Raw genomic sequence first — 11,634 nt, forward strand, 5'->3', positions numbered from 1 at the left:
GCCTCATTGCGGCCGTGCGCCTCATCGGCCGGTGGCTCGCCCAGCGGCGGCCAACCGAGTCCAGTGGCGCCAACCCTGCCCAGCTGCGGCTAAGGGCGGCGTGAAAATGAATTTTTCAGGGACGACTCATTCAGTCTTTCGAGGTTGGCAACCTGCAATACCTGCGCAGCCAGACGCGGATGAAGCTGGTGCAGCTCATCGATGCCGATGACGTCAACGACGATGGCACGCTCAAACTCGCCGCACCGTACCACAAGCCCTACGACTTTGTCGTCCGGGGCGATCCGCGCACCTTTGCCGATTTACTCAAACCCGAGGGTTTGGCCTTTGTCAAAACCTATGCGGATGGCGTAGGCCCGTGGAAACCCTACTTGGTTCGCACCGTGGCCGATGGCGTGGATCGCAATCGTGATGGAAAAATCACGATCAATGATCGCCGCGTCGACGGCAGCACAGGAGTGATTGAAGCCGCCCACGCCAAAGGGCTGTTTGTTCACACCTGGACATTCCGCAACGATGCCAGCGGCTACGGTTTCAGCGACCCCAAAGCCGAAATGCAATATTACATGCGTCTCGGTGTTGACGGGGTGTTCACCGATTTCCCCGCGACCGGGGTCGAAGCGGTCAACGGCTTGTGAGGCTCAGCGGGTCGGGGCGTCGGGGGAGGCGACGCGGCCTCGCCGAATGCGGGGCCCGGTCGCAGCCCGACCGGCGGAGCGCCCCGTGGGCGTGGCCGGCAGCGGCCGCTCGGTGGCCTCGGCCGCGTGGATGACGCCGCCGCCCAGGCAGATCTCGCCGTCGTACAGCACGGCGCTCTGTCCGGGCGTGACGGCCCACTGTGCCTCCTCGAAGCGCAGCTCGAAGGCGGCCGCGCCGCCTGCCGTGGCCGCCAGCGTGCACGGCGCGTCGGCCTGGCGGTAGCGGGTCTTGGCGGCATAGCGCCCCGGTACGGGCGGCGCGCCGGCGATCCAGCTCGCATCCTCGGCGCGCAGCCAGTGCGACTGCAGCCACGGGTGGTCGTGCCCCTGCACGGCCCACAGCACGTTGCGCGGCACGTCCTTGCGCGCCACGAACCACGGCGCGTGCACGCCCTGCGCGGCCTCGTCGCGCCCGCGCACGCCGCCGATGCCCAGCCCCTGGCGCTGGCCCAGGGTGTAGAAGCTCAGACCGACGTGGCGGCCGATCTCGCGTCCCTGGTCATCGACGATCGGCCCCGGCGTGCCGTGCAGGTAGCGCTGCAGGAACTCGCGAAACGGCCGCTCGCCGATGAAGCAGATGCCGGTGGAATCCTTCTTGCGCGCGTTCGGCAGGCCGATCTCGGCCGCCAGGCGCCGCACCTCGCTCTTGTGCAGGTGCCCGACCGGAAACAGCGCGCGCGCCAGCTGCGCCTGCGTCAGCCGGTGCAGGAAGTAGCTCTGGTCCTTGCCCGGGTCCACCCCCTTGAGCAGCTCGTGCCGCAGCGCCTCGGCCGGCAGGCGCGCGGCCGCTTCGTCGTCCAGCACGCGGCCGCTCGTGGCCTCCACCGCGCGCACGCGCGCGTAGTGCCCGGTGGCGATCTTCTCCGCCCCCAGCCGCAGCGCGTGGTCCAGGAAGGCCTTGAACTTGATCTCCGCGTTGCACAGGATGTCGGGGTTGGGCGTGCGGCCGGCCTCGTACTCGCGCAGGAACTCCGCGAACACCCGGTCCTTGTACTCGGCGGCGAAGTTGACGTGCTCGATGTCGATGCCGATCACGTCGGCGACGCTGGCCGCATCCAGCCAGTCCTGCCGGCTGGTGCAGTGCTCGCCGTCGTCGTCATCCTCCCAGTTCTTCATGAACAGGCCGACGACCTCGTGCCCCTGTTGCTTGAGCAGCCAGGCGCTGACCGCGGAGTCCACCCCGCCCGAGAGTCCCACGACGACACGGTGTTTGCTTGCCATGGCCCTCAGCTCCGCACCTCGCCCTCGCCGAGCACCACGTACTTCAGCGAGGTCAGCCCCGCGACGCCCACCGGGCCGCGGGCGTGGAATTTGTCGGTGGAGATGCCGATCTCCGCCCCCAGCCCGTACTCGAAGCCGTCGGCAAAGCGCGTGCTGGCGTTGACCATCACGCTGCTGGAATCCACCTCGCGCAAAAAGCGCTGCGCGTGCCGGTGGTCGGTCGTGAGGATCGCGTCGGTGTGGTGGCTGCCGTAGCGGTTGATCCAGTCGATGGCCTCATCCAGCCCCGCCACCACCTTGATGCTGATGATCGGCGCCAGGTACTCCTCGAACCAGTCCTGCTCGGTGGCGTCCTTGACCACCGCGCCGGGCACCGTGCCGGGCACCGTGCTCAAGATCGCCTTGGACTCGGGGCAGCAGCGCATCTCCACCCCCTTGGCGGCGAACACCGCGCCGATGCGCGGCAGAAAGGCCGCCGCCACGCCGCGCGCCACCAGCAGGCTTTCGGTGGCGTTGCAGGGGCTGTACTTTTGCGTCTTGGCGTTGTCGGTGACGCGCACGGCCATGTCCAGGTCGCACGGGTCGTCCACGTAGGTGTGGCAGTTGCCGTCCAGGTGCTTGATGACCGGCACCCGGGCCTCGCGGCTGATGCGCTCGATCAGCCCTTTGCCGCCGCGCGGGATGATGACGTCGACGTATGCGGGCATCGCGATCAGGCGGCCCACCGCCTCGCGGTCGGCGGTCGGCACCAGCTGCACCGCCTCGCGCGGCAGGCCAGCCTGCTCCAACGCCTGCTGCACCAGCGCCGCCAGCGCCCGGTTGCTGTCCAGCGCCTCGGAGCCGCCGCGCAGGATGCAGGCGTTGCCGCTCTTGATCGCAAGGCTGGCGGCCTCGATCGTCACGTTGGGGCGGCTCTCATAAATCATGCCGAAGACGCCGATCGGCACGCGCATCTGCCCGACGCGGATGCCGCTGGGCTGCTGCTGCAGGCCGACGATCTCGCCGATGATGTCGGGCATGGCGGCCAGCTGCTCGCAGCCCTGGGCGCAGGTTTCGAGGATTTTGGGCGTGAGCTTGAGCCGATCCACCATCGGCTCGCTGAGGCCCGCGGCGCGGGCCCGCTCCACATCCGGCGCGTTGGCGGCCTGCAAGGCCGCGACGTTGGCCCGCAGCAGTTCGGCCAAGCCGCGCAGGGCAGCATTTTTGCGCGCGGCACTGGCCTGGGCCATCGCCGCCGAGGCGGTGCGGGCCTGCTGGCCCAGCCGCTGCATCAGTTCGGGAACGGAGATCGCGTTCATGCACCCGATTGTCGCACCGACCCCGGGGCACGGCTGAGCTCGTTGTTGGCATCGACCAGCCGCTGCAGCAGCGCCATGAACTGCGCCTGCTCCTGCGGGTCCAGGGGGGCCAGGATGCGCGCCTGCGCGCGCCGCATGTCCGGCACGACGGCGGCCAGCCGCGCCTGCCCCTCGGCCGTGAGCGTCAGCCGGCGCGCGCGGCGATCGGCCGGATCGGGCTCGCGCTGCAGCCAGCCGCGCGCCTGCAACCGCTCCACCACCCCGGCGGTGGTGGAGGTGTCCTGCGCGATGCGGCTGGCCAGGGTGCGCTGGTCGATACCCGGCTCGTTGTGCACCGTCTGCAGCGCGGCGTACTGCACCGGGGTGATGCCGTGCGCCGCCGTCTCCTGCAAAAAGATGCCGACGGCGATCTGGTGCAGGCGGCGGATGGCGTGGCCCGGCTGGGCGTTGACATCGAGGAGCGGGGCGGACGCGGACATGGGTGGCGGGTCTCGACCGGGGCCGTGGCCCGGTTGCGGATTGCGGGTAAACCCGAAGTGGCACCAGCGATTTTACGACTACACTAATCGTCAGTGTACTTATTATTTACTCTCCACTCCCCACAAAGGTGACCCCATGACACATGCGACGACCCGGGAGCCGGTGCTGGTGGCCGGCGGCGGCATCGGTGGGCTGGCGGCCGCGCTGGCGCTGGCCAACCAGGGCTACGAGGTGCTCGTGTTCGAGCAGGCCGCACAGATCGGCGAGATCGGCGCCGGCATCCAGCTCGGCCCGAATGCGTTTTCGGCGATGGACGCGCTGGGCGTCGGCGAGCGCGCCCGGGGGCGCGCCGTCTACATCGACGAGCTGGTGATGCACGACGCGCTGGACGCCTCGCTGGTGGGGCGGGTGCCCACCGGCGCGGCGTTTCGCGAGCGCTTTGGCAACCCCTATGCGGTCATCCACCGGGTGGACGTGCACACCTCCCTGCTGGAAGGGGTGCAGGCCAGCGATCGCGTGCGCTTCCACACCGACACGCGCATCGTGCGCGTGGAGCAGGACGGCCACGGGGTGACGGTGGAGGACCAGCGCGGCCAGCGCTGGCGCGGCCAGGCGCTGATCGGCGCGGACGGCGTGCGCTCGGTGGTGCGCGCGCAGTACGTGGGCGATCCGGCGCGCGTCACGGGCCACGTCGTCTACCGGGCGGTGGTGGACAAGGCGGACTTCCCGCGCGACCTGCAATGGAACGCCGCCAGCCTGTGGGCCGGGCCGCACTGCCACCTGGTGCACTATCCGCTGCGCGGCGGCGAGCAGTACAACGTGGTCGTCACCTTCCACAGCCGCCAGCCGGAGGAATGGGGCGTCACCGAAGGCAGCAAGGAGGAGGTGCAGAGCTACTTCCAGGGCATCCATCCGCTGCCGCGCCAGCTGATCGACCTGCCCCAGAGCTGGAAGCGCTGGGCCACCGCCGACCGCGAGCCGATCGAGCGCTGGAGCTTTGGCCGCGCCACCCTGCTGGGCGACGCCGCCCACCCGACCACGCAGTACATGGCGCAGGGCGCCTGCATGGCGATGGAAGACGCCGTGACGCTGGGCGAGGCCCTGCGCGTGCACGGCGGCGACTGGGACCGCGCGCTGGACCTGTACCAGCGCTCGCGCATCGCGCGCACCGCGCGCATCGTCCTGTCCAGCCGCGAGATGGGGCGCATCTACCACGCCAAGGGGGTGGAGCGGCTGGTGCGCAACGACCTGTGGCGCGGCCGCTCGCCGCAGCGCTTCTACGATGCGCTGGAATGGCTCTACGGCTGGACGGTAGACACCTGTCTGGCCGCCCCCCACTGAACCGCCCCCACCGAATCGGAGCCGCACCATGCACGCCCTCGGAACCCTGGACGAACTCCCGCCCGACTACCGGCAGGCGCTCAGCGCGCGCAACCTGGTGCCGCTGTGGCCCAGCCTGCGCGCGCTGCTGCCGCCGCACCGGCCGGCGCAGCGCACCCGCCCCACGCACTGGGCTTATCGCGACATCCGCCCGTTGCTGTTGCGCGCGGGCGAGCTCACCCCCATCGAGAAGGCCGAGCGCCGCGTGCTGGTGCTGGCCAACCCCGGCCATGGGCTGGACGCCATGCAGGCCAGCGCCGCCATCTACCTGGGCATGCAACTGCTGCTGCCCGGCGAATGGGCCCCCAGCCACCGCCACACGCCCAACGCCGTGCGCATGGTGGTCGAAGGCACGGGCGCCTGGACCACGGTGGACGGCGAGCAGTGCCCCATGGCGCGCGGCGACCTGATCCTCACCCCCACCGGCCTGTGGCACGAACATGGCCACGACGGCAGCGACCCCGTGGTCTGGCTGGACGTGCTGGACCTGCCGCTGGTGTATTTTCTGGAGGCCAGCTACCACGAAAACGGCACCCGCCAAGCGGTGCATGGCCGGCACGGCGAGCAAGCGCATGTGCGCGCCGGCATCAGCCCGCGCCCGCTGTTTGCGGCGCCCTCAGGCCGCCACGCCCGCTATCCGCTGCTGCGCTACCCCTGGGCCGAAACGCGCGCCGCCCTGCAGACGCTGGCGGCCGGCCAGCCGACGCTGGAAGCCGTGCAAGTCACCTACGTCCACCCCGAGTCCGGCGCGGACGCCGAGCAGATCCTGGGCTTTCACGCGCTGATGCTGCGCCCCGGCCAGACGCTGGCGCTGCCGGCGCGCTCGCCCGCGATGGTGCTGCACCAGATCGACGGCGGCAGCACCGTGCACATCCATGCCCCCGCAGGGGCGGCCCATGCGGCCACGACCTACACGCTGGACGAGGCCGACACCTGCGCCATCCCCGGCTACACGCCGGTGACGCTGGCCAACCGCTCGACGACCGAGCCGGCCTTTCTGTTCATCGCCGACGAAAGCCCGCTGCACCGCAAGCTGGGGCTGTACGAGGTGCGCCCCGACGCGACACGGCCCGAACTGGATGCCGTCGCGCGCGGCGCACAATGAGCCCCTGGCCCCTTCCATCCCACGCTTTGCCCATGACCGCTTACCTCTGGACCCCGCCCGCCCCCGCGTCGCTGGCCGTGCGCGGCACCGATGCCCGCCTGCCCGTCAACCGCCTGTTCTTCGTCGGCCGCAACTACCACGCCCATGCGCAGGAGATGGGCGTCAGCGTCGACAAGGCCACCGCGCGGCCGTTTTACTTCACCAAATCCCCCGTCCACCTGGTGGATTCCGGCGCCACGGTGCCCTATCCGCCGGAAACCCAAAACTTTCATTACGAGATGGAATGGGTGGCCGTGCTGGGGCGGGGCGGTTTTCGCGTGCCGGCCGAGCGCGCGCACGAACTGATCTACGGCTACGCGGCGGGGCTGGACATGACCCGCCGCGACGTGCAACTGCGCCTGCGCGACAAGGGGCACCCGTGGTGCCTGGGCAAGGACGTGGAGGGCTCGGCCGTCTGCGGCGAGGTGCTGCCCATGCCCGGGACGGTGCTGGAGCAGGGCGAAATCGTGCTGGAAGTCAACGGCGCGGTGCGCCAGCGCGCCGACCTGGGCCTGCTGATCTGGAACCTGCGCGAGCTGATCGCCGACCTGTCGCTGTTCTACCACCTGCAACCGGGCGACGTGATCTACACCGGCACCCCCGAGGGGGTGGGCCCCGTGCAACCGGGCGACCGCCTGCACGGCCGCGTCGCCGGCGTGGGCGAGGTGCACCTGACCATCGGCCCGGCAGAGTCGGCTGCATCGGCCGGGTGATGGGCGGGGTGACGGGCCGGATCGCCCGCGCCCAGCGTCAACCCCGGTACCGATAGGCCCGGGGCAACCCGCTACGATACGGGGCATGTGGCCCCCCGTGATCGCCTGGATCGCCACCGCCATGTTCGCGCTGGCGGTGGGGGCCTTGCTGGGCGCCCGCTGGGCCCGCCGCCAGATCCCGGCCGATCTGCCGCTGCGCGAGGCGCGCACGGGTCTGCCCAACCGCGCCGCTGCGCTGGACCACTTGCCGCGCGCGCTGTCCCTGGCCGAGCGGCGGGGGTTGAGCGTCACGGTGCTGGTCATCGCCCTGGACGAGGTGCCCGCCTCCCGCACCGCGCTGGACGAAGCGGAGCGCAACGTCGCGCGGCGGCTCGCGCCGCGCCTGCGCACCCACGAGGTCTTGGCCCACTGGGGGCCCGGGCAGTTTCTGGTCGTGCTGCCCGACGCGGACGTGCCCAGCGCCCTGGTGCTGGCGGGCGATCTGCGTCAACTGGCCGCGGCCCCGGCCACGGACGGGCCCACCGCGCGTGCGGGCGACGCGCCGCGCTCGGTCAGCATCGGGATGCACAGCCGCGCCCCGCGCGGCGGGCAAGATCTGCGCGAGCTGGCCGCCGAAATGGTGATCGCCGCGCAGCGGGCGCTGGAGGTCACCGGCGCCAACGGCCCCGGCCGCATCGAAATCGAACCCTGACCCCGCCCATGGGCCAGTGCCCGTCCGCGGCACCCGCGACACCCGCGGCATGCACCGCGCTTATGGCTGCCCGGCGGCCCACTGCACCAGGACATCGAGCGCCGGGCGGGCGGCGCGCGCCTCCGGGTGGTTGACGATTGCCACCAACACCCGCCGCCGACCATCGGGCAGGTGCACATAGCCCGCCAGCGCCTGCACATCGGCCAGGCTGCCGGTCTTCAGATGCGCCAAGCCGCGCCCCATGGTGCTGCGGCGCAGCGTGCCATCCACCCCCGCGACCGGCAGCGACGCCATCAGCTCCGGCATCCAGGGGCTGGCATATACCCACTGCAGCAAGCGCACCAGCGCGGTGGCGGTCACCCGCGCCTCGCGGCTGAGGCCCGCGCCGTTGTCCACCACGGGCGGCGGCACGTCGGCCCCCAGCCGGGCCATCCACCAGTCCCGCACCACGGTGCGCGCCGCCTCGAACGTCGCCGGGGCCGGTGGCACGGCCGTCGCCGCCCCCGCCGAAGCCAGCCCGGGCGCGCGCGCCAGGGTCAGCAGCAGGTGCTGGGCCATCACATTGTTGCTGAACTTGTTGACATCGCGCACCACATCCGCCAGCGGGACGGAGTCGAACAGCAGCCGCGGCGCCAGCCCGGGCGGCACCGTGCCGTCACGCACCCGGCCGCCCAGCCCGCCGCCCAACTGCGCCCACACCCCGGCCACCGCGCGCGCGGCCAGTCGGTCTGGCTCGGGGTGGGCGATCGGCCAGACGCGCTCGCCGCACGCCAGAGGGTAGCGCCCCGCGAAACGCGGCCGGCGGGGATCCGACCAATCGGCCTGCAGGGCGGCACGCCAGTCGTTGCACGGACCGTCGCCCAGCGGCACCGTGTCAGGCACGGTCACCTCGGCCAGCGGCGGCTCCAGCCCCACCCGGGCCACCCCCGCGCCCTCGTCGGGCACGAAGGTCAGCACCTGGGCGCGAAAGTTGACCAGCAAGCCATCGGGCGCCGCGTTGTAGGGGCGCAGCGGCTCGCCATCGAAGGCGGCCGGATCGTGTGGCGGCAGGGCAAAAGCGCTGCGATCCAGCACGATGTCCCCCGCGATGTGGCGGATGCCCAGCGCCTGCACGCGCCGCAGCAGCAGCCACAGGCGCTCGGTGACGAGCTTCGGGTCCCCATCCCCGCGCAGATAGAGCGAGCCGGCCAGCACGCCGTCGCGCACCGGCCCGTCCGCATAGACGGCCGTGCGCCAGGTGTAGGCGGGCCCCAGCAGATCGAGCGCGGCCGTGGTGGTCACCAGCTTCATGACCGAGGCGGGGTTCACCGGCACATCGGCGCGGTGCACCAGGAGCACCCGCCCCCCGGGCGCTGCGTCCGCCACGGAGACGGCCAGCGCCGAGGCGGGTACGCGGGCACGGGCCAGGGCCTGCTGGACCGCCGGCGGCAGGGTCTCGGCCGCCGATGCGAGCGCGCCCACGGCGCCCAGCGCCGCGATCCACACCCGAACCCAGCGGCGGATGCCCATCACACCCCCGGCTGCAGGGCCACCGTCACCTCGCGCGTGGCCTCGCCGCGGCGCACGCTCAGGCGCACCGTGTCGCCGACACGGAAGTCGTCCAACCGCGCCAGCAGCCGGCCGGGCCCCTCGACGGGCTTGCCCTCCACCGCCACGATGACGTCGCCCGGCACCAGCCCCTGCGGCGTCATGCGCACGCCCTGCAGGCCGGCCTGCGCCGCCGCCCCGCCGGGCTGTACGCGCAGCACGTAGACGCCCTGCACCCCGGTGGCGGCGGCCAGCCGCTGGTTGAGCGTCTCGTCCACCTCGATGCCCAGCGCCGGGCGCACGTAGCGGCCGTGCTGGATGAGCTGCGGCACCACGCGCGCCACCGTGTCCACCGGCACCGCAAAGCCGATGCCGGCCGATGCCCCGGAGGGGCTGTAGATCGCGGTGTTGATGCCGATGAGCCGCCCGGCCGAATCGAGCAGCGGCCCGCCGGAGTTGCCCGGGTTGATCGCCGCATCGGTCTGGATCAGGTGCTCGATCGGCGGCTTGCCGGGGCCGCCGTCCAGCGTGCGGTCCAGCGCCGAGACGATGCCGGTGGTCAGCGTCCAGTCCAGCCCGAACGGGTTGCCGATCGCGAACACCTTCTGCCCGACCTTCAGGTCGTGGCTGGTGCCCACCGGCACCGGCGGCGGGCGCTTGAAGCCCACCCCGATGCGCAGCACCGCGATGTCGTGCGCGGGTGAGGCCCCCACCAGCGCGGCGCGGTAGTCGCGCCCGTCGGCCAGCCGCACGGTGGCCGACGACGCCCCTTCGATGACGTGGTAGTTGGTGACGACGTGGCCGGCGTCGTCCCAGATGAAGCCGGAGCCGTTGCCGCGCGGCACCTCCCAGACGTTGCGCGTCCAGGCGTCGCGCACCACCTGCGCGGTGGAGATGAAGACGACCGAGTCACGCGCCTGCTCGAACAGCTCGATGGTGGCGCGCTCGTCGGCGGCCAGGTCGCCGCGCGGCGTGACGGTGCGCTCGGCCGCCGGGGTGCTGTGCGGCGCCAGCCAGCGCGCCTGCAGCGCCGGCAGCCACTGCCACAGCACCATCAGCGCCGCCACCACCAGCGCCAGCCACAGCAGCCGGCGCACGAAGGCATCCCCGCGCCGGGGCGCAGGCGGGGTCCATGGATCAGGGCGCATGGCGGTCCCCCTGCGCGGCCGCCGCGGCCCGCTCGGCGTCCAGCGCGCGCTGGTCGCGCTCGCGCATCAGCCAGTACACGATGCCCAGCGCCAGCGCCGCGCCCGACAGCGCCGCGACCTTGGCCGGCGAGGTCTCGGGGTCCAGGATCACGAACTTGCGCGACAGCGCGATCAGCGCGATCAGCACCACCGTCTTGACCTGCACGATGCTGTCCTGCCCCATCACCACGCGCACGATGGAGTGCTTGAACTCCATCGCGATCAGAACCGTCATGATCATGCCGAAGACGGTCTGGAACATCTTGTGGTCCAGCGGGTTGAACGCGTCCAGCACCAGCAGCATGAACACCTCGCGGATGAGCTGCACCAGCGACGTGACGACGATGACGGCGATCACCGCGGACAGCACGATCACGACGACCTGCTCGAAGCGCTCGTACAGCGTCATCATCGGCCAGCGCTCGCGCAGGGTCGGCGCGGCGGGGTGGCGACGCGACTCGGGGGCATGGGGGGTGGACATGGCTCCTCCTCGGGCAAGGGGCGGCGCGGGCGCCAGCGTTGGGTTTGCTGTTACCCGCAAAATTTTCAGGCGTGAAGCGCCGAAAGCACCTCAGGGTTGGCCTCGACGATTTTGAGCAAGGCGCGAGCAGGCCCGGCAGGACGCACTCGGCGCTGCTCCCAGTTCTGCAACGTCTTGGGCTTGACGCCGATCAGGTAAGCAAACCGACTCTGCGACAGCCCCGTGCGCTCGCGGATCGCCTTGACGTCGGGCTCGGGGAACTCCCGCACACGCACACCGGCCACGGCCTCACCACGCATATGGCGGCCCATGTCACGCACGCTGCTGAGCAACTCATCGAACTGGTGGTCATTCATCTCGTATCTCCGCTTGCATCACTTCGGCCAACCGGCGCAGCTGATCCGGCGTCAGGTTCGCTCGGACATTCTTCGCGTAGGCGTAGATCAGATAGCACTGCTCCTTTCTGACCCAGTGGTAGTAGATCACCCGGGCACCGCCACGCTTGCCACGCCCCGGCAGCGCAACACGCAGCTTGCGCAAACCCCGCCCACCGGGGATCAGGTCACCGGCGGCCGGGTTTTCCAGCAAGGTGTTCTGCAACTCGGCCATCTCCTCATCCGAGAACAGTTCGGCTGCGCAGCGGACGAAGATCGGGAGCCCCACAAACACCATGGTCACATTATCCGCTAGGGAACCTCTGCACTACCCCGCCCACTCGTTCGTGGCGACGAGTTCAGGGTCAATATCGTTTCGTAGGATGGGATCGAAACAGATGCTGAACGGTTCTTGGGCTCCAGCAAGCCCCTTCGTGGGC

13 protein-coding genes are annotated in these 11,634 nt (G+C 71.1%); 5 read left to right on the forward strand and 8 right to left on the reverse strand.

Going from position 1 to position 11,634, the window contains the following annotated elements:
- Positions 1–128 precede the first annotated feature (128 nt).
- Positions 129–638: a glycerophosphodiester phosphodiesterase family protein gene (locus tag Tfont_RS13605; protein ID WP_313906466.1), complete on the forward strand. Its 510-nt coding sequence runs from the start codon at positions 129–131 to the stop codon at positions 636–638.
- A 3-nt stretch (positions 639–641) separates the two neighbouring features.
- On the opposite strand, the gene mnmA is transcribed toward Tfont_RS13605, so the two are convergent.
- Genes mnmA through Tfont_RS13620 form a run of 3 tightly spaced genes read right to left on the reverse strand, consistent with a single transcriptional unit; the run spans position 642 to position 3,696 of the window.
- A complete protein-coding gene (mnmA, locus tag Tfont_RS13610; protein ID WP_143969838.1) occupies positions 642–1,919 on the reverse strand; it encodes a tRNA 2-thiouridine(34) synthase MnmA in 1,278 nt (425 codons plus the stop codon).
- Between the two features lie 5 nt (positions 1,920–1,924).
- On the reverse strand, positions 1,925–3,217 hold the full coding sequence (locus tag Tfont_RS13615; protein WP_143969839.1) for a glutamate-5-semialdehyde dehydrogenase: 1,293 nt from the start codon (positions 3,215–3,217) through the stop codon (positions 1,925–1,927).
- On the reverse strand, positions 3,214–3,696 hold the full coding sequence (locus tag Tfont_RS13620) for a MarR family winged helix-turn-helix transcriptional regulator (protein WP_143969840.1): 483 nt from the start codon (positions 3,694–3,696) through the stop codon (positions 3,214–3,216). Before Tfont_RS13620 ends, Tfont_RS13615 begins: the two co-directional genes overlap by 4 nt.
- Positions 3,697–3,832: 136 nt before the next feature.
- Between Tfont_RS13620 and Tfont_RS13625 the strand changes: the two genes are divergently transcribed.
- The 4 genes from Tfont_RS13625 to Tfont_RS13640 all read left to right on the forward strand — a co-directional run bounded on the left by Tfont_RS13625 (position 3,833) and on the right by Tfont_RS13640 (position 7,625).
- On the forward strand, positions 3,833–5,038 hold the full coding sequence (locus tag Tfont_RS13625) for a 3-hydroxybenzoate 6-monooxygenase (RefSeq protein WP_143969841.1): 1,206 nt from the start codon (positions 3,833–3,835) through the stop codon (positions 5,036–5,038).
- A 28-nt stretch (positions 5,039–5,066) separates the two neighbouring features.
- The gene (locus Tfont_RS13630) at positions 5,067–6,182 is read left to right on the forward strand and encodes a cupin domain-containing protein (protein WP_143969842.1); all 1,116 of its coding nucleotides are present in this window, start codon (positions 5,067–5,069) and stop codon (positions 6,180–6,182) included.
- Positions 6,183–6,214: 32 nt separating this feature from the next.
- Positions 6,215–6,934, forward strand: a complete 720-nt coding sequence (locus Tfont_RS13635; RefSeq protein ID WP_068607757.1) for a fumarylacetoacetate hydrolase family protein — start codon at positions 6,215–6,217, stop codon at positions 6,932–6,934.
- Positions 6,935–7,019: 85 nt separating this feature from the next.
- Complete coding sequence (locus Tfont_RS13640) at positions 7,020–7,625, forward strand: diguanylate cyclase (RefSeq protein ID WP_143969843.1); 606 nt, start codon at positions 7,020–7,022, stop codon at positions 7,623–7,625.
- A gap of 60 nt (positions 7,626–7,685) precedes the next feature.
- On the opposite strand, the gene dacB is transcribed toward Tfont_RS13640, so the two are convergent.
- The 5 genes from dacB to Tfont_RS13665 all read right to left on the reverse strand — a co-directional run bounded on the left by dacB (position 7,686) and on the right by Tfont_RS13665 (position 11,492).
- Positions 7,686–9,134 (reverse strand): D-alanyl-D-alanine carboxypeptidase/D-alanyl-D-alanine endopeptidase, encoded by a 1,449-nt coding sequence (gene dacB / locus Tfont_RS13645; RefSeq protein ID WP_143969844.1) that lies wholly within the window; start codon positions 9,132–9,134, stop codon positions 7,686–7,688.
- On the reverse strand, positions 9,134–10,300 hold the full coding sequence (locus Tfont_RS13650; RefSeq protein ID WP_143969845.1) for a S1C family serine protease: 1,167 nt from the start codon (positions 10,298–10,300) through the stop codon (positions 9,134–9,136). The genes dacB and Tfont_RS13650 overlap by 1 nt, the downstream gene beginning before the upstream one ends.
- On the reverse strand, positions 10,290–10,751 hold the full coding sequence (locus Tfont_RS13655; RefSeq protein WP_390612501.1) for a phosphate-starvation-inducible PsiE family protein: 462 nt from the start codon (positions 10,749–10,751) through the stop codon (positions 10,290–10,292). The genes Tfont_RS13650 and Tfont_RS13655 overlap by 11 nt, the downstream gene beginning before the upstream one ends.
- Positions 10,752–10,885: 134 nt before the next feature.
- Complete coding sequence (locus Tfont_RS13660; RefSeq protein WP_143969846.1) at positions 10,886–11,176, reverse strand: helix-turn-helix domain-containing protein; 291 nt, start codon at positions 11,174–11,176, stop codon at positions 10,886–10,888.
- On the reverse strand, positions 11,169–11,492 hold the full coding sequence (locus Tfont_RS13665) for a type II toxin-antitoxin system RelE/ParE family toxin (RefSeq protein ID WP_068607771.1): 324 nt from the start codon (positions 11,490–11,492) through the stop codon (positions 11,169–11,171). Before Tfont_RS13665 ends, Tfont_RS13660 begins: the two co-directional genes overlap by 8 nt.
- Between the last annotated feature and the right edge of the window lie 142 nt (positions 11,493–11,634).

The organism is Tepidimonas fonticaldi (assembly GCF_007556755.1).
Lineage (GTDB): Bacteria > Pseudomonadota > Gammaproteobacteria > Burkholderiales > Burkholderiaceae_C > Tepidimonas > Tepidimonas fonticaldi.